The sequence below is a fragment of the Streptomyces sp. NPDC050842 genome (assembly GCF_044456565.1).
Classification (GTDB): Bacteria; Actinomycetota; Actinomycetes; order Streptomycetales; family Streptomycetaceae; genus Streptomyces.
Window position 1 is genome coordinate 948,579 of the sequence record NZ_JBITGA010000001.1, and the last position, 16,371, is coordinate 964,949.

The 16,371-nt window shown below is 72.6% G+C and carries 16 protein-coding genes; 8 read left to right on the plus strand and 8 right to left on the minus strand.

What is annotated here, in order from left to right; translation table 11 throughout:
- Positions 1–64: 64 nt before the first annotated feature.
- Positions 65–529: an Lrp/AsnC family transcriptional regulator gene (locus tag ACIBG6_RS04215; RefSeq protein ID WP_399220937.1), complete on the minus strand. Its 465-nt coding sequence runs from the start codon at positions 527–529 to the stop codon at positions 65–67.
- A 129-nt stretch (positions 530–658) separates the two neighbouring features.
- Between ACIBG6_RS04215 and ACIBG6_RS04220 the strand changes: the two genes are divergently transcribed.
- The 3 genes from ACIBG6_RS04220 to ACIBG6_RS04230 all read left to right on the plus strand — a co-directional run bounded on the left by ACIBG6_RS04220 (position 659) and on the right by ACIBG6_RS04230 (position 5,339).
- Entirely contained in the window at positions 659–1,771 is a 1,113-nt protein-coding gene (locus ACIBG6_RS04220) for an asparaginase (RefSeq protein WP_399220938.1), read from the plus strand.
- A gap of 352 nt (positions 1,772–2,123) precedes the next feature.
- A complete protein-coding gene (locus ACIBG6_RS04225; RefSeq protein ID WP_399220939.1) occupies positions 2,124–3,557 on the plus strand; it encodes an aspartate ammonia-lyase in 1,434 nt (477 codons plus the stop codon).
- A 138-nt stretch (positions 3,558–3,695) separates the two neighbouring features.
- Complete coding sequence (locus tag ACIBG6_RS04230) at positions 3,696–5,339, plus strand: GMC oxidoreductase (RefSeq protein ID WP_399220940.1); 1,644 nt, start codon at positions 3,696–3,698, stop codon at positions 5,337–5,339.
- Positions 5,340–5,393: 54 nt separating this feature from the next.
- On the opposite strand, the gene ACIBG6_RS04235 is transcribed toward ACIBG6_RS04230, so the two are convergent.
- The 3 genes from ACIBG6_RS04235 to ACIBG6_RS04245 all read right to left on the minus strand — a co-directional run bounded on the left by ACIBG6_RS04235 (position 5,394) and on the right by ACIBG6_RS04245 (position 7,502).
- Positions 5,394–5,882 carry a carboxymuconolactone decarboxylase family protein gene (locus ACIBG6_RS04235; protein ID WP_399220941.1) on the minus strand — a complete coding sequence of 163 codons (489 nt, stop codon included), beginning with the start codon at positions 5,880–5,882 and terminating at the stop codon, positions 5,394–5,396.
- Positions 5,879–6,958 (minus strand): dihydrodipicolinate reductase, encoded by a 1,080-nt coding sequence (locus ACIBG6_RS04240; RefSeq protein WP_399220942.1) that lies wholly within the window; start codon positions 6,956–6,958, stop codon positions 5,879–5,881. The genes ACIBG6_RS04235 and ACIBG6_RS04240 overlap by 4 nt, the downstream gene beginning before the upstream one ends.
- A gap of 103 nt (positions 6,959–7,061) precedes the next feature.
- On the minus strand, positions 7,062–7,502 hold the full coding sequence (locus ACIBG6_RS04245) for a GNAT family N-acetyltransferase (RefSeq protein ID WP_399220943.1): 441 nt from the start codon (positions 7,500–7,502) through the stop codon (positions 7,062–7,064).
- 151 nt (positions 7,503–7,653) lie between these two features.
- Here ACIBG6_RS04245 and ACIBG6_RS04250 point away from each other — a divergent pair, with 151 nt between their 5' ends.
- Entirely contained in the window at positions 7,654–8,421 is a 768-nt protein-coding gene (locus tag ACIBG6_RS04250) for a hypothetical protein (protein WP_399220944.1), read from the plus strand.
- A gap of 85 nt (positions 8,422–8,506) precedes the next feature.
- Here ACIBG6_RS04250 and ACIBG6_RS04255 read toward each other — a convergent pair whose 3' ends face one another.
- On the minus strand, positions 8,507–9,883 hold the full coding sequence (locus ACIBG6_RS04255) for an NAD(P)/FAD-dependent oxidoreductase (RefSeq protein ID WP_399220945.1): 1,377 nt from the start codon (positions 9,881–9,883) through the stop codon (positions 8,507–8,509).
- 275 nt (positions 9,884–10,158) lie between these two features.
- On the opposite strand from ACIBG6_RS04255, the gene ACIBG6_RS04260 reads away from it, so the two are divergent.
- Positions 10,159–10,728 (plus strand): NADPH-dependent FMN reductase, encoded by a 570-nt coding sequence (locus ACIBG6_RS04260; RefSeq protein WP_399220947.1) that lies wholly within the window; start codon positions 10,159–10,161, stop codon positions 10,726–10,728.
- A gap of 29 nt (positions 10,729–10,757) precedes the next feature.
- Here ACIBG6_RS04260 and ACIBG6_RS04265 read toward each other — a convergent pair whose 3' ends face one another.
- The 3 genes from ACIBG6_RS04265 to ACIBG6_RS04275 form a co-directional block, all read right to left on the minus strand.
- A complete protein-coding gene (locus tag ACIBG6_RS04265) occupies positions 10,758–11,924 on the minus strand; it encodes a YncE family protein (protein ID WP_399220948.1) in 1,167 nt (388 codons plus the stop codon).
- A 180-nt stretch (positions 11,925–12,104) separates the two neighbouring features.
- Positions 12,105–12,686: a dienelactone hydrolase family protein gene (locus ACIBG6_RS04270; RefSeq protein WP_399220949.1), complete on the minus strand. Its 582-nt coding sequence runs from the start codon at positions 12,684–12,686 to the stop codon at positions 12,105–12,107.
- 126 nt (positions 12,687–12,812) lie between these two features.
- Positions 12,813–13,142, minus strand: a complete 330-nt coding sequence (locus tag ACIBG6_RS04275; RefSeq protein WP_399220950.1) for a hypothetical protein — start codon at positions 13,140–13,142, stop codon at positions 12,813–12,815.
- Between the two features lie 193 nt (positions 13,143–13,335).
- Between ACIBG6_RS04275 and ACIBG6_RS04280 the strand changes: the two genes are divergently transcribed.
- The 3 genes from ACIBG6_RS04280 (at position 13,336) to ACIBG6_RS04290 (ending at position 16,313) form a co-directional block, all read left to right on the plus strand.
- The gene (locus tag ACIBG6_RS04280; RefSeq protein ID WP_399220951.1) at positions 13,336–14,544 is read left to right on the plus strand and encodes an RNA ligase; all 1,209 of its coding nucleotides are present in this window, start codon (positions 13,336–13,338) and stop codon (positions 14,542–14,544) included.
- A 2-nt stretch (positions 14,545–14,546) separates the two neighbouring features.
- Entirely contained in the window at positions 14,547–15,467 is a 921-nt protein-coding gene (locus ACIBG6_RS04285; RefSeq protein WP_399220952.1) for an AAA family ATPase, read from the plus strand.
- Between the two features lie 123 nt (positions 15,468–15,590).
- Entirely contained in the window at positions 15,591–16,313 is a 723-nt protein-coding gene (locus ACIBG6_RS04290; RefSeq protein ID WP_399220953.1) for a ribonuclease H, read from the plus strand.
- The last annotated feature ends 58 nt before the right edge of the window (positions 16,314–16,371 follow it).

A 16,371-nucleotide genomic window follows, 5' to 3' on the forward strand; every position in this document is an offset into this window, starting at 1 on the left:
AACGGGGAGGAGGCTGTTCCGTGACGTTCTCGCATATGGAGAGACCGCACAGCCGGCGGCGGCCTCAGGCGCCGCGGACGTCCACCGGCATCCCCTTCGGCTCCTTGATCCGCTTCATGATGATCTGCGAATTGACCTCGGTGACCCCGGCCAGCGTCGTCAGCCGCTCGATCCACAACCGCTCGTACGCCGCGAGATCGGCCACCGCGATCCGCAGCAGACAGCCCGGGCTCCCGAACAACCGGTACGCCTCGATGACGTCCGGCACGTCCTGGAGCGCCTCCTCGAAGGCCTCCACGGTCTCGCGGTCCCGCCGCACCTCCACCGAGACGAGCACCTCGAAGCCCCGCCCCACCGCATCCGGGTCGATGATCGCCCGGTAGCCCTGGATCACCCCGTCCTGCTCCAGCTGACGCACCCGGCGCAGACAGGGGGAGGGGCTGAGCCCGACCCGCTGGGCCAGCTCCTGGTTGCTCAGCCGGCCGTCGTTCTGGAGCTCGCGCAAGATGTGGAGATCGATTCGGTCCATGGCGCAATTATCTACCACGCTGAAACGATCCGGCGGCGGATTTCGCAATCGCCTTGCGTGCCTCCTGACCTATCGTTGCGGCGCAGGGTGATTTCGGTGGAGTTCCGGTACGGAGTAAGGACGGCAGGCATGCAGCGGACGAACGACGGAGGACCGCGCCGGATCGTCGTCATCAGCACCGGCGGCACGATCGCCAGCCGCTGGCAGGGCACGGGCTACGCGGCCGACGCCTCCGGCGACGACGTCCTGGCCACCGCCCCCCTCCCCGAGGGTGTCACCGTCGAGGTCGTCGACCTGTTCAACGTCAACAGCTCGCGCATGACCTCGGCCCACCAGCTGGCCCTCCTGCGGACCGTCCACGAGACCTTCGCCGACCCCGGCGTCGACGGCATCGTGGTCACCCACGGCACCGACACCCTGGAGGAGACGGCCTTCCTCCTGGACCTCCACCACGCCGACGCCCGCCCGGTCGTCCTCACCGGCGCCCAGCGCCCCTTCGGTACGGGTGACGGCGACGGCCCCGGGAACCTGTACGACGCCCTCCAGGTCGCCGCCTCCGTCCGCGAGCTGGGCGTCCTCGTCGTCTTCGACGGGCGCGTCCACGCGGCCCGCGGCACCGTCAAGACCCAGACCCTCGCCGCCGACGCCTTCTCCGACCCCTCCGCCGAGCGCCTCGGCCGCGTCGGCTTCTCCCGCGTCGACGTCGAGCGCCTCCCGGAGCGCCCCGCCCCGCTGCCGTTCCCCGACGCCGCCCTGACCGCGACCCCCGGCGCCACCGGCGCGGCGCCGCTGCCGCGGGTCGACATCGTCACGCACCACGCCGACGGCGACCCGCTCTTCATCCGGGCGGCCGTGGCCGCCGGTGCCCGGGGACTCGTCCTCGAAGCGACCGGCGCGGGCAACGCCACCCCCGAGATCGCCGATGCCGTCGCGGACGCTGTCGCCCAGGGCGTCCTCGTCGCCGTGAGCACCCGCGTCCCGTCCGGCCCGCTCGCCGAGATCTACACCGGCGGCGGAGCGGTCGACCTCGTCGCCGCCGGAGCGCTGCTCACCGGTACGCTCCGGGCCGCCCAGGCGCGGATCGCCGTCCTCGCCGCGCTCCTGGCGGAGGGCGACGGCGCCACGGACCCGGCGCGCCGCACGGCTCTCCTGCGCCGCCTCCTGGAGGGACCGGTCCGCGCGGAGCCGGCCCTCGCCACCGGCCACTCCCGGTCGGCCTCGGCCGTCGCCACGCGCGCCTGACCCGGACGGCGCCCCCGGCCGACACGCCGGTCGACCGACCACCGGTCGACCGACCACCGGTCGATCGACGCCGTCTCACGGCCCGTTGACCGGGCCCCGAAACCCCGGCCCGCGGGCGGAGTGTTCCCCACCCTCCGCCCGCGAGCCGGCGCCAACCTCCGCGGTCGACCTACGGACCGCCCGCGCGCCCTCTCTCCGTTCCTGACGTACGGCCCCGCGATTGTCTGCCGGGCCGCGGCGGAGCCGTGCTCGCCCCCGTTCGTGGCGCAGCTGCGCCCTCGCGCTGGGCCCCTCACGCTGCCCGCGGCCCCCGCCCCGTACCCCGCTTCCCCTTCCCTCAAGGACGGCTCCCATGGTTCCCGCACCCGCCCCGCACTCCTCTCCCGTCCGCAGCGAGCACGACCTGCTCGGCGACCGGCACGTGCCGGCCGACGCCTACTGGGGCGTGCACACCCTGCGCGCCACCGAGAACTTCGCCATCACCGGCACGCCGATCTCCGTCTACCCCCTGCTGATCGACGCGCTCGCCGCCGTCAAGGAGGCCGCGGCCCGCGCCAACGAGGAGCTCGGTCTGCTCTCCGCCGACAAGGCCGACGCCATCGCCGGCGCCTGCCGCGAGATCCGGTCCGGACGGCTCCACGACCAGTTCGTCGTCGACGTCGTCCAGGGCGGGGCCGGTACGTCGACCAACATGAACGCCAACGAGGTCGTGGCCAACCGCGCCCTGGAGCTCCTCGGCCACGCCAAGGGCGACTACGCCCGGCTCCACCCCAACGAGGACGTCAACCTCGGCCAGTCCACCAACGACGTCTACCCGACCGCCATCCGCATCGCGGCGATCGGCGCGGCCCGTGAGCTCCTGCTCGCGATGGCCGTGCTCCAGGACGCCTTCGCCGCCAAGGCCCTGGAGTTCCGCGAGGTCGTCAAGATGGGCCGCACCCAGCTCCAGGACGCGGTGCCCATGACCCTGGGCCAGGAGTTCTCCACGTACGCCGTGATGCTGGAGGAGGACCGCGGGCGCCTCGCCGAGGCGGTCGAGCTCATCCACGAGATCAACCTCGGCGCCACCGCCATCGGCACCGGCCTCAACGCCGCACCCGGCTACGCGGAGACCGCCCGCCGCAACCTCGCCGAGCTGACCGGCCTGCCCCTCGTGACCTCCGTCAACCTCATCGAGGCCACCCAGGACTGCGGCGCCTTCGTCCAGCTCTCCGGAGTCCTCAAGCGCATCGCGGTCAAGCTCTCCAAGACCTGCAACGATCTGCGCCTGCTCTCCTCCGGGCCGCGCGCGGGCCTCGGCGAGATCAACCTGCCCGCGGTCCAGGCGGGTTCGAGCATCATGCCCGGCAAGGTCAACCCGGTGATCCCCGAGGTCGTCAACCAGGTCGCCTTCGAGGTGATCGGCAACGACATCACGATCACCATGGCCGCCGAGGGCGGACAGCTCCAGCTCAACGCCTTCGAGCCCGTCATCTTCCACGCCCTCTCGAAGAGCCTCCTGTCGCTCCGCGCCGCCTGCCTCACCCTCGCCGAGCGCTGCGTCAGCGGCATCACGGCCAACACCGAGGCCCTCCGCGCCGCCGTGGAGAACTCCATCGGCCTCGCCACCGCCCTCAACCCGCACCTCGGCTACACCGCCGCCACGGCCATCGCCCAAGAGGCGCTCGCCACCGGCCGGGGAGTCGCCGAACTCACCCTGGAGAAGGGCCTGCTGCCCGCGCACCGGCTCGCCGAACTCCTCACGCCCGAGCGGCTCACGGGCGCCCCGGGCCCCGCCGTGCTCTGACCCGGCCCCGGAGTGCTCGGAGGGAAGATCCGGAGGTTTCGGAAGATCCGGACGTAAGTTACCCGTCGGTTTCTCGTGACTTCCCCGATGGTCGCCAGTAGAACATGTTCCCATTCGCTCCCGAGTGAGGAACTTCACATGAGTGGATATCCCCTGTCCGCCAAGGGAATCGACGGGGTCAGTCGCCGTCGATTCCTCGCGGGAACAGGTTCCCTTCTCGGCGCCGCGGCCCTCGTCGGTCACGCCGCCCCCGCCCACGCGGAGACCCGCCTCGTCAACACCCCCATTCCCACCGGCGCCCACGTCCCGGCCCTCGTCGTCGGCACCGGCTACGGCGGCTCCGTCGCCGCCCTGCGCCTCGCCCGTGCGGGCGTGAACGTCCACATGGTCGAGATGGGGATGGCCTGGGACACCCCCGGTCCCGACGGAAAGATCTTCGCCAACACCACGAAGCCCGACTACCGCTCCTTCTGGCTGCGCAGCCGCACCAAGCAGCCCCTGAGCAACTTCCTCGGCTTCCCGCTCGACAAGGACGTCCCCTGCCACACCGGCATCCTCGACGCCGAGGACTTCGCCGGCATCACCGTCTACCAGGGCCGCGGCGTCGGCGGCGGCTCCCTCGTCAACGGCGGCATGGCCGTCACCCCGCGCCGGGAGAACTTCGCCGCGATCCTCCCGACCGTCGACGCGCAGGAGATGTACGCCACCTACTACCCGCGCGCCAACGCCGGACTCGGCGTCACGAACGTGGACCAGGCCTGGTGGGAGAGCGCCTCCTGCTACCAGTACGCCCGCGTCGGCCGCAAGCACGCCCAGCGCTCCGGCTTCCCCTTCGTCTTCGTGCCGAACGTCTACGACTGGGAGTACATGAAGCAGGAGCTCGCGGGCTCCGTGCCGAGGTCGGCCCTCGACGGCGAGGTCATCTACGGCAACAACAACGGCAAGAAGACCCTCCAGAAGACCTACCTCTCCCAGGCCGCGGCCACGGGCCGGGTCACCGTCTCCGCCCTCCACAAGGTCACCTCCGTGACCCCGGCGCCCGGCGGCGGCTACACCGTCGCCATCGACCAGATCGACACCACCGGCGCCACGCTCGCGAGCAAGACCGTCACCGCCGACAAGGTCTTCTTCGCCGCCGGCAGCGTCGGCACGAGCAAGCTCCTCACCCGGCTCAAGGCCACCGGCGCCCTGCCCGCGCTCAATGACCAGATCGGCAAGGGCTGGGGCGACAACGGCAACGTCATGTGCGGTCGCGCCAACCACATGTGGGACCCCACCGGCAAGCTCCAGTCGGCCATGCCCACCGCGGGCATCGACAACTGGGACGCGGGCGGTGCCTTCGCCGAGGTCGCCCCGCTGCCGACCGGCATCGAGACCTACGCCTCCTTCTACCTCTCCATCACCAAGACCCCCCACCGCGCCGAGTTCACCTGGAACCCGGCCACCGGCAAGGTCGACCTCTCCTGGCAGCAGGCCTGGAAGCAGACCTCCATCGACGCGGCGAAGACGATCTTCGACAAGATCAACGCCAAGGAGGGCACGATCTACCGCACCGACCTGTTCGGTGTGTACAAGATCTGGGGCGACCACCTCACCTACCACCCGCTCGGCGGCGCCGTCCTGGGCAAGGCCACCGACAACCACGGCCGGCTCCACGGCTACCAGGGCCTGTACGTCATCGACGGCGCCCTGATCCCCGGCAACGCGAGCGTCAACCCGTTCGTCACCATCACGGCCCTCGCCGAACGCAACATCGAACGGATCGTCGCCGAGGACTTCTGACGGGAGTACGGGGAAGGGCCGGCCGGAGACCCCGGCCGGCCCTTCCCCGTGCGCTCAGTGCGTCGGCAGCACGCACACCGTGTCGAGACCGAGCACCCGGTTGAGCCGCCCGAACGCCAGCCACGAACCCAGACTCATCGTCAGCTCCACGATCTCCGCCTGGCTGTACCGCGCCGTCATCCGCGCCCAGAACTCCTCGTCCAGGCCGTGGTGGTCCAGCGCGTACCGCTCCGCGTACTCGGCCGCCAGTCGCGTCCGCTCGTCGAAGGCATCCGAGACCTCCGTCTCGCGCCAGGCCGCGACGACGTCGTCGAATCCGTCCTCGACCTTCTCGCCGTCCCGGTCGGTGCGCCAGTCCAGGCAGAACCCGCAGCCGTTGATCTGTGCGATCCGCAGCCGCGCCGCCTCGAACTCGCGCAGCCCCAGGGTCGTATGGGCGTACACCGACAGCGAGAAGTTCGCCGCCGCCGTCCCGATCTCCGGAACCATGTCGCCCCACACGTACCCGATCGGCTCCTGGCCCTCGGGAATGTCGATGATCACCGTGGTCTCCTTCCGAGCTTCCCGACCGCCGGCCTCAGCGGTACGTCCAACGCGTCGTACAGTCCCGGCTCTGCCGCCACCAGCCAGTCGATCGCCCCGACGAGACGGCCCACCGCCGTGGCGTTGCCGCCCGCCGAGCGGTTCTCTCCCTCGTCGGTCGCCGCCACCGTCACCTCGATCCGCGGGCTCCCCTCGACGATCACCCGGTGCGCCCCGGCCCCGTCCGGCGGCACCGGCCAGTCCGGCGCGCACGACGGGTGGATGCGGGTGACGTGCTCGATGACGATCCGGGGCTCACCGTCGACGATCCCCTGCACCTCGAAGCGGATCGCGCCCTGCGTCCCCGCCTCGAAGACGCCCATCGTCCGCGTCTTCACGGTGGTCTCCAGCGGACGGCGCTCCATCGTCTCGCGGATCTCGTCGAGCTCGGCGCCCAGCGCGCGGGCCATCAGGCGCACCTGCCCACCCCAGATCATGGTCGGCACCGAGGGCCACAGCATCGGCGGCTCGTACTCCATCGGCCGGCCCATACCCACCAGCTCCCGGACCGACTCCTCCTGCTCGTACGTCGAGTAGTCGAAGATCTCCTGACAGCGGATCACGTCCACCGTCGCCGCGAGCCCGCTCGCGAGCAGCGGCAGCACGTCGTTGCCCCAGCCCGGGTCCACACCCGACACGAAGAGCGAACCACCGCCCTCGGCGACCGCCGCGAGCACCGGATCCCGGAACTCGGGCGGCGCGTTGCGCTGGTCGTACAACGGGTACAGCGCGGGTGTGACCACCACCGCGCCCGCCGCCACCGCCCGCGCCACGTCGGCGAGCGCCCCGTCGGGCCGGGTGTCGCCGGAGGCCGCGTAGACCACCGCCCCCGGTCGCCCGCCGAGCACCGCGCCGACGTCGTCGTCGGCCACCACCCCGAGGTCGCATCCGAGCCCCGCGAGCCGGCCCGCGTCGCGGCCGACCTTCGCCGGGTCGGACACGAGGACCGCCGCGAGTTCGAGACCCGGGTGGGCGTCCACGGCACGGATGGCCGCGCGCCCGACATTTCCGGTACCCCACACCACTGTCCGAATCATGCGCGGAGGGTAGCGTCGGGCCGCGAAGGTTCCCATACCCGCGACAGAGCGATCTGACGAATCGTCAGGTGGCGATTCCTCAGGCCGTTTCGCGGGCCGTTCCTCAGGTCAGACGGAGCGTCACGAACGGCACCGTGTCGCCCGGCAGGACGTACCGCTCCACCTCCAGGAAGCCGCGCGCCAGCGCGAACCGCAGCCCCTCCCCGTTCGAGGCGAGGACCACCGTCTCGACCCCCTCGTCGCTCAGTGTCCGCGCGTGCGCGAGCCCCCGCTCGTACAGCGCCGTCCCGAACCCCCGCCCGCGGAAACCGGGCAGGGTCCGGGCGATGACGGTCGCCGCCGCCGTCTCCTCGTCCGGCGGACGTACCGTCGAACAGCCCACCGCGACGTCCCCGAGGTACGCGACGTCCAGCACGTTGCGGCCCGCCCGCTCCCTGACCTCGTCGGGGGAGAGGACGGCCGTGGGGATGATCGTGTTGTGGACGGCCCGCCAGTCCGCGAGCTGCTCCTCGCTCCACGCCCGTTCGATACGAAGATCGTTCATCCGGGCAGGAAACCGCGCCCTGCACGGCAGGTCAATCTCTTTCCTCCGCGGCAGTAGTACGCCATACGGGTGGGGGCGTGGTTTCGGCGGCAGCCCCGACCGCCGAACGGGTACGGATCGCTGCACTGCCCCCGGCCAGGAGGATGCCCCCATGCCCGTCCGCAAGGGCGCCCCCGCCCTGCTGAGCGCCGGCGCTCTGTGCACGGCCCTGCTGTTCGCGGGCTGCGCGCCCGCCGCGCCGCCCGCCCCCGCGCCGTCCACGCCCAAGCCCCCGGCGGCCTCGGCCGCCCCGGCACCCACCGCCGGTGACGCCCGCCCCGACCGCGCCCCCCGGATCCCCGGCATCGGTCCTGCCACCCAGGCCCGTATCCCCGACGGCACCACCCAGGCCTTCGTCGTCAGCGGAGCCACGGCGGACAGCAACACCGCCATGGCCGTGCTGTACGAGCGGAACGCGGCCGGCCGGTGGAGCGAGGCCGCGGGACCGTGGGCCGCCCACAACGCGCTCCGCGGCTGGACCGCCGACCATGACGCGGGGGACCTGCGCACCCCGATCGGCGTCTTCCGCCTCGGCGACGCGGGCGGCCGGCTCCCCGACCCGGGCGCCCGCCTCCCGTACGACCAGGACGAGGAGTTCGCCATCAGCGGCACCGGCTTCTCGGGCGAGTCCCTCGAAGGCTCCTTCGACCACGTCATCGCCATCGACTACAACCGCGTGCCCGGCCGCACGCCCCTCGACAAGGAGCGGCCGCTCGGCGCCGCGAAGGGCGGCGGCGTCTGGATCCACGTCGACCACGGCGGCCCCACACAGGCCTGCGTCGCACTGGAACGCGGCACGCTGCGCGAACTCCTCGTCGCCCTCGACCCCGCCCGCGAACCCGTCGTCGTCATGGGCCCGGCCCCCGAGCTCGCGCGCTGAGGCGACCGCGCGCGACCCGGGGTGACGGCGTACCCGGCACCGGGAAACCTCCCGGCGCAGGCCGGCGCACGCCTCAGTCGGCCCCTCAGCCGGCCCCCACCGCGCCGCCGCGGAACGAGGCCGTGTGGAGCCGTACCTGCTCCGGTGTCAGATAGGCGTCCGTGTACTCGAAGTCCCGCAGCGTCCCCGCCTTCGACGCGAGGAAGCCGGTCCGTACGAAGTCGTCGCCGGCGGCTGCGTTGAGCAGCCAGTTCGTCATGACCCGGGTCTTGGCCACGTTCGTCCGCAGCGCGGACCAGTGGTAGGCGCGGGCCACGGCCTGCGCCGGCATCCCGTGCAGCTCCACCCCGAGCGGCTTCGACACCCCGTCCCTCCCGCCGAGGTCGACCACCAGGCCCAGGTCCTTGTGGACGTACGGGCGGGTCTTCCCGCCGCGCAGCGTCGCCACCACGTTGTCGGCGAGCGCCTTGCCCTGCCGCATCGCGTGCTGCGCCGTCGGCGGGCAGATCGCCCCCTCCTCGCCCTTGGCGAGGTCGGGCACCGCCGCCGCGTCGCCGAGCCCCCACACCCCGTCGAGACCCGGTACGGCCATGTCGGGGTCGACCACGAGCCGCCCGCGGAGGGTCTCCGCGGCCAGCGTCCCGATCAGCGGGCTCGCCGCCACCCCGGCCGTCCAGATCAGCGTCCGGCTGGGCAGGACGCGCCCGTCCGTGAGGGTGACCGCCTCCTCGTCGACCGAGGCCACCGACACACCGAGCGACACCTCGATGCCCCGGCCGGTCAGGATGTCCATCGCGGCGGTGCCCAGCTTGTCGCCCAGCTCGGGCATGAGCTTCGGCGCGATGTCCACCAGGTGCCACTTGATCAGCCGCGGATCGATCCGCGGATACCGCTTGACCGCGTTGTGGGTGAGCAGCTGCAGACAGGCAGCCGTCTCCGTCCCCGCGTAACCGCCGCCGACCACCACGAAGCACAGTCGCGCGGCCCGCTCGGCCTCGTCGTTGCTCGCGTCCGCGAGGTCCAGCTGGGCGATGACGTGGTCCCGGATGTACACCGCCTCCGCGAGCGTCTTCATGCCGCGGGCGTGCTCGGCGAGACCGGGGATGTCGAAGCTGCGGGTCACGCTGCCGGGCGCGAGGACGAGATGGTCGTACGGCTCGGTCACGAACTCGCCGGAGATCGTCCGCACCACGACGGCCTTCGCCGCCGTGTCCACCCCGACCGCCCCGCCCGGGACGATCCGTGTCCGGTGCCGCTCGCTGCGCCGCAGCGACAGCGCGACCGACTGCGGGGTGAGCACCCCCGAAGCCACCTGGGGGAGCAGCGGCAGATACAGCTGGTACGAGAACGGCGAGAGGAGCGTGATCAGCGCCTCCCGGTCCGTCAGCCGCCGTTCGAGCCGCCGCACGCAGGCCACTCCGGCGAATCCGGCGCCCACCACGAGAATCCTCGGTCGAGTCACGCTGTCCGCCCTTTCGTATGAGCGTGCAAAATGCCCTCAGGTTTGACTGAGTAAGCCCATGTGGCAATTTTTCGCTGACTATCCGTTGTTCACCCTTTTTATCGCCATTGCAGCAGGATCGCTCTTCGGCATGGTCCGCTGCGGCCCGGTCGAGCCCGACGCCGATCGTGGGCATCCGACCCGGGCCGGACGGCTCCGGTCGCTGGTGGGAGGCGGCGGGGTTACGTTGCCCGGGGACCAGTCCTCACGGCCTCACGGAAGGCGGAACAGCGCGCATGAGCACGTACCAGGTCGGCTACTTCGTCGGCAGCCTGTCGGAGAAGTCCATCAACCGGATCCTCTCCAGGGCCCTCATCCGCGTCGCGCCTCCGGGTCTGGAGTTCCGGGAGATCCCCATCAAGGACCTCCCCCTCTACAACCACGACTTCGACGCCGACTACCCCCGCGAGGGAAAGGCGCTCAAGGAGGCCATCGCCTCCGTCGACGCCGTCCTCTTCGTGACCCCCGAGTACAACCGCTCCATCCCCGGCGGCCTGAAGAACGCCATCGACTGGGCCAGCCGCCCCTGGGGCACCAACTCGTTCACCCACAAGCCGTCCGCGGTGATCGGTGCCTCGCCCGGCAAGATCGGCACGGCCGTGGCCCAGCAGAGCCTCCGCTCGGTGCTCAGCTTCTGCAACTCCCCGCAGATGAACGCCCCGGAGGCGTACATCCAGTTCATTCCCGGGCTCTTCACCGAGGACGGTGAGGTCACCGACCCGACGACCCAGCAGTTCCTGGGCGACTTCATGGCCGACTTCAAGACGTTCATCGCGCGGGTCCTCACCGTCCTGCCCCAGAGGTAGGGCCGCCGGGCGCCCGGTGGACCGGCGGATCAGAGGACGACGATCCCCAGCGGCCGCGAACCCGCGGGCAGCCGGCGCGTGTCACCCGAATCGAGGTCGACGACGGTCAGCCCGTCCCAGTACCCGTCCCGGGTGAATCCGCCGGTCACATAGGCCGTGTGCCCGTCCCGGGACACGGCCACACTCTCGTGGGGCCCCTCCAGCGGGTAGACCCGCTCGGTGCCGCCGGGCGTCCGCACGGTGAGCGAGGGCCCCTCGTCCACGTCCGGGTCGATCGGCCCCGTGCCCACCGTCAGGAGCGTCCCGTCGGCGGTCACCGCGGCACCGTGCTGGTGCGTGTTCGCCGTCATCGGCTCGATCGTCGTCCGGCCCGTCCGGGGATCGACGACCGCGAGCCGCTCACCCTCGAAGGGCAGCAGCAGCTTGCCGTCCGAGGGCCGCACGGCCGCGTAGTGCGGCTTGAGCCACGAACCGAGCCCGCCCTCCGTCCCGTACGGGGCGACCTCCACGCGCCGCGGGCTCAGAGACCCCGCGGCGACGACCGTGACGTCGAACGAGTCGTGGTTCGTCACGTACACCTCCGCACCGTCCCGCGACACGTCGACGTCGAAGGGGCGCCGCCCCACCGGCACCGTGTCCGTGAACCGCAGGGCCGCCGTGTCGAGGACCTCCAGCGTGCCGTTCCCGCCGGGGACGTTCACCCCGACGTACACCCGCCGCCCGTCCGGCGAGAGCGCGATGCCCATGCCGCCGCCCCGGTACTCGCCCGTGGTCACGGGGCCGCTGTCCGTCCGGTACGGGACGAGAGCCAGCCGCTCCCTGGTCGCCGTGTCCACGACCGCCACGCCCTCGGCCGTCGCCACCCAGGCCCGCCCGTCGCCGCCGAGGACGAGACCGTACGGAGCGGTGCCGACCTTCACGGAGCCCGTGGCCCCGCGCTCGGGGTCGACGAACGTGACGGTGTCCGAGCCGAAGTCCGTCACGAGCAGCGTGCCCGGAGCGGGCGACGTGGTCGGGGCGTCGGGCAGGGGAGCGGCAGCGGAGGGCGCCGGTGTGACGGCGCCGGACGCACCGCTGGCGGGCGAGGCGCTCTCCACCGCGCCGGACCCCTGCGCGCAGCCCGCGAGCAGGGCGACGGCCACCGCACCGGGCACGAGGACCCGGGCGGAGCGGGACGCACGGCGGAACTTCGTCATGGGGACTCCTCGGTACGGGACACACGCGGACGGCACCACCCGGGAGCGGTTTCCGCGCCTGCCCCGATCCTCCGCCCGCACCGCGCCCCGCACGGTCCGCCGCCCGGCCCCGGGCCGACGGCCGGACGGTCGACCCCGGGGTCGACCGATCGGCTGACCCGGCCCCACGGCGGTGTCGTGCTACGTCGTGAGGCCGGCCAGGAAGCCGAGGACGCGCTCGAGACACGCGTCGGCCGCCTCCGGCGCGTACGACGCCGCACCGCGCTCCACGAACAGGTGCGAGCTCCCCGGGTACAGGAACAGCTCGCGGTCTCCGGCGCCGGCGACCAGCTCGCGCGCCGCCTCCAGGTCCCCGTCACCGACGAAGAACGGATCCGCGTCCATCGCGTGCACCTGTACGGGCACGCCCTCCGGCCAGGCCGGGGCGAAGGCGCTCTCCGGCACACAGGCGCTCAGCAGCAGGGCACCGAGAGCCCCCGCCCGGGTCTGCGCCAGCTTCTGCGCGGGCAGCACGCCGAGCGACAACCCGGCGTACACCAGCTCCTCCGGCAGCCCCTCGGCCGCCTTCTCCCCGCGCTCCGTGAGGACGTCGAACCCGACCTCCTGGGCGTACGCGACCCCGGCCTCCAGGTCGTCGAACGTGCGCCCCTCGTACAGGTCGGGCACGTGCACCGTGTGCCCGGCCCGCCGCAGCGCGTCGGCGAACGCGCCGACCCCTTCCGTCAGCCCGAGCGAGTGATGGAAGAGCAGAACCTCGGCCATGTCGTCATCCCCTGATCACCGTACGAAGCCCGCCCGATCACGGCGCAGGCCTTACGGGATCCAGAGTGACCCACGGCACTGACAACGCCCGGGCCAAAGGGCCGGACCACAGGGGCGGATCAGCTTCTAGCGCATCGGCCGGTGAGGAACGACGGCGCCGCCGGCCTGCACCATCGCGGCGCCCTGGCCCATCGCCGGGCCCTGGCCCATCGGACCGCCCTGCCCCATCGGACCCTGGCCCATCGGACCCGGGTGCCCGCCGACGCCCATGTGCGCCCCGACACCGGCGTGCGCGACGCCGCCCTGCTGGCCCGGCATCCCCTGCGGCGGCAGCTGGATCACTCGACTGAGGTCCCGCAGCACCTCCTCGGCGACCTGGCGGACGTCAGCCGGAACATCCCCCCGCTCCCGTATGAGCTCGGCGTAGATCGGTGCCGTGCCATCCGCGTGGTTCATGGGGCTCGCTTCCTTCGACTGCGCCGGTTCCGTCACCGGCGGGGGCGACGGCGAGTCTACGGGGCACCACCGACACGCCCGGGCTCGGGGAGCCCGCCCCCCTGCCCGATCCCGGGCCCCGGCAGGGAAAATTCGGTGTCCTCCGGGCCGTCCCGCACCGAGAATGGATCACCGGACCAATGGGAGGGACCCCATGAGCCAGGCGACCCTGACTCTGCACGACCTGATGGCGCCCGAGGAGCTCGACGAAGCCCTCGCGGCCGGGCACATCGCCCGCAAGAGCCACCCGGAGCTGCCGCTGTCGATCTACACCTACACGCGCGCGTGCCAGTACGAACAGCGCTGGAACCGCGCCACCACCCGCTGCCGCGGCCTCGTCGCCGACGACACCACCGGGCGGATCGTCGCGCTGCCCCTCCCCAAGTTCTTCAACGTCTCCGAGCACGCCGCGGGCCGCCCCTACGCGCCGCCGCTGCCCGACGAGCCCTTCGAGGTCTACGACAAGGTCGACGGCAGCCTCGCCGTCGTCTTCCACTACGACGGCCGCTGGCGTGCCGCCTCCAAGGGCTCCTTCACCAGCACCCAGGCCACCTGGGCGCAGCGCCGGCTCGACGCCGCCGACACCACGGGCCTGACCCCCGGCGTGACGTACCTCGCCGAGATCCTCTACCCGCAGAACCGCATCGTCGTGAACTACGGCGACCGCCGCGACCTCGTCCTGCTCGCCGCCTTCGGCCCGGACGGCACCGAGGCGCCCCTCGCCGACGCCGCGGGCTCCTGGGGCCCCATCGGGTCCGTCGTCCGCGTCTGGCCCGCCATGACCGTCGCCGAGCTCGTCGCCCTGACCGAGTCCAACACCCTCCCGGGCGGCGCCCCCGCCACCGGCACCGACGCCGAGGGCTTCGTGCTCCGCTTCGCCTCCGGCGTGCGCGCCAAGGCCAAGATCGCCGAGTACGTACGCCTCCACAAGGTGCTCACCGGCGTCACCGAGCGTGACATCTGGCGCGGCCACGGCATCCAGCGCTTCGCGGCCGTGCCCGCCGGACAGCTGGCCAAGGGCCTCGGCTGCTCCGTCACCGACGTCGAGGCCTCCGGCGGCAAGCCGCTCGACGCCCTCCTGGAGCAGGTCCCCGACGAGTTCGACGCCTGGGTACGCGAGGTCATCACCGGCCTCGAAGCGGCCGCGACCCGCCGCGAGCGTGCGCTGGACGAGGCGTACGATCGGCTCGCCCACCTGGCGGGCGACCGTGCCGCCTTCGCCCGCGCCGCCGCGGGCGAGTCCGACCGGGCCCTGCGCGCCCTGCTGTTCCTGCGCCTCGACGGGCGCCGCACCGACCTCCTCGTCTGGCGTCAGCTGCGCCCCGAGGCCACCGACCCCTTCACTCGCGACGAGGAGAACTGACCGTGCCTGTCGTCCACGTCATGACCGGCCTCCCGGCCTCCGGGAAGACGACGGCCGCCCGCGCCCTCCAGGCAGCCGCCGAGGGACGCGTACGCCGCGTCAACCTCGACGACCTCCGGACCATGCTCGACGTGCCCGCCCCCGAGCGGGGGCGCTCGCACGCCCACGAGCGGACCGTCCTCGACATCCAGGACGCGGCCGTCCGGGCCGCCGTCGACGACGGGTTCGACGTCGTCGTCGACAACACCCACCTGACCCCGCACATCCCCAAGCGGCTCAAGGCCGCCGTCGTCGGCCGGGCCGTGACCTTCGTCGTCCACGACTTCACCGACGTGCCCGTCGACGAGTGCGTCCGCCGCGACGCGGCCCGCGAGCGGCCCGTCGGCGAGGAGATCATCCGGATCCTCGCCGACAAGCACGCCAAGGCCACCCGGGGCGGCTGGCGTCTCACCGCGGAGTGGCTGGACGGCGGGCCCGGGGCGGGCACGCCGTACGTCCCCGACCCGGCCCTCCCGTCGGCCGTCATGTGCGACATCGACGGCACCCTCGCGCTGCGCGGCGACCGCGGCCCGTTCGATTTCACGCGCTGCGACCTCGACCTGCTCAACGTCTCCGTACGCGATGCCCTGCGCGCCTTCCGGCAGGCCGAGAGCGACCGGATCGTCCTGCTGTCGGGGCGCAGCGAGGACGACCGGCCGATGACCGAGGAGTGGCTCGCCCGCCACGGGGTGCCCTACGACGAGCTGTGGATGCGGGCCTCCGGCGACGGCCGCGGCGACGACCTCGTGAAGGCGGAGCTCTTCGACGCCCACATCCGCCACCGCTACGCCGTCCGCGTCTCCCTCGACGACCGCGACCGCGTCGTCGCCCTGTGGCGCCGCATGGGCCTGCCCACCTGGCAGGTCAACTACGGCAACTTCTGACCGGCAACCGTCTGACCGGTGCCCTCCGGCCGGCGCCCTCCGACCGGCGCCCTCCGACCGGCGCCCTCCGACCGGCGGCGGGGGTGGGACCACCCACCCCCGCCGCCGTGTCAGGATCGTGGGATGGCAGAAAAGATCATCGCGGCGTGCGACGGCGCGTCCAAGGGAAACCCCGGACCCGCGGCCTGGGCCTGGGTCATCGGCGGCGCCGACGGAACACTAGACCGCTGGGAGGCCGGCCCCCTCGGCAGGGCCACGAACAACGTCGCCGAACTCACGGCCCTGGAACGACTGCTCGAAACCCTCGACCCGGCGGTGCCCGCCGAGGTCCGCATGGACTCGCAGTACGCCATGAAGGCCGTCACGACCTGGCTCCCCGGCTGGCGCCGCAAGGGCTGGAAGACCGCGGCGGGCACGCCCGTCGCCAACAAGGACCTTGTCGTCCGGATCGACGCGCTCCTCACCGGCCGGGACGTCGACTTCGTCTATGTCCCGGCGCACCAGGTCGACGGAGACCCCCTGAACGACGCCGCCGACCGTGCGGCCAGCCACAGCGCCCGTACGCAGGAGCCCATCGGCTCCGTCACCGGCGCCCCGCTGCCCCCGCCCGAACCCGCGACGCGCGCCTCCGCGCCCCGTGCGCGCTCCTCCGCGCCTTCCGGTTCGTCCGGCTCGGCCGGGTCGTCCTCGGCCCGTTCCTCCTCGTCCGGCGCCCGTAAGAGTCGCCCGAACGGCGGCACGCTCAAGGCCCGATTCTCCGGCCGATGCCGCTGCGGCAAGGCGTACGACAAGGGCGAGACCATCGCGAAGAACGACGAGGGCTGGGGCCATCCCACCTGCGTCTGAGCCGGATCGGCGTCCGACTGGCGGGCGCCTCCGTCCGTCCCGTGAGACCGGCGAACCC

Bases quoted from the DNA above. Each gene is read 5' to 3' on its own strand.
- ACIBG6_RS04215 (WP_399220937.1), bottom strand. From the start codon at position 529: ATGGACCGAATCGATCTCCACATCTTGCGCGAGCTCCAGAACGACGGC.
- ACIBG6_RS04220 (WP_399220938.1), top strand. From the start codon at position 659: ATGCAGCGGACGAACGACGGAGGACCGCGCCGGATCGTCGTCATCAGC.
- ACIBG6_RS04225 (WP_399220939.1), top strand. From the start codon at position 2,124: ATGGTTCCCGCACCCGCCCCGCACTCCTCTCCCGTCCGCAGCGAGCAC.
- ACIBG6_RS04230 (WP_399220940.1), top strand. From the start codon at position 3,696: ATGAGTGGATATCCCCTGTCCGCCAAGGGAATCGACGGGGTCAGTCGC.
- ACIBG6_RS04240 (WP_399220942.1), bottom strand. From the start codon at position 6,958: ATGATTCGGACAGTGGTGTGGGGTACCGGAAATGTCGGGCGCGCGGCC.
- ACIBG6_RS04245 (WP_399220943.1), bottom strand. From the start codon at position 7,502: ATGAACGATCTTCGTATCGAACGGGCGTGGAGCGAGGAGCAGCTCGCG.
- ACIBG6_RS04250 (WP_399220944.1), top strand. From the start codon at position 7,654: ATGCCCGTCCGCAAGGGCGCCCCCGCCCTGCTGAGCGCCGGCGCTCTG.
- ACIBG6_RS04260 (WP_399220947.1), top strand. From the start codon at position 10,159: ATGAGCACGTACCAGGTCGGCTACTTCGTCGGCAGCCTGTCGGAGAAG.
- ACIBG6_RS04265 (WP_399220948.1), bottom strand. From the start codon at position 11,924: ATGACGAAGTTCCGCCGTGCGTCCCGCTCCGCCCGGGTCCTCGTGCCC.
- ACIBG6_RS04270 (WP_399220949.1), bottom strand. From the start codon at position 12,686: ATGGCCGAGGTTCTGCTCTTCCATCACTCGCTCGGGCTGACGGAAGGG.
- ACIBG6_RS04275 (WP_399220950.1), bottom strand. From the start codon at position 13,142: ATGAACCACGCGGATGGCACGGCACCGATCTACGCCGAGCTCATACGG.
- ACIBG6_RS04280 (WP_399220951.1), top strand. From the start codon at position 13,336: ATGAGCCAGGCGACCCTGACTCTGCACGACCTGATGGCGCCCGAGGAG.
- ACIBG6_RS04290 (WP_399220953.1), top strand. From the start codon at position 15,591: ATGGCAGAAAAGATCATCGCGGCGTGCGACGGCGCGTCCAAGGGAAAC.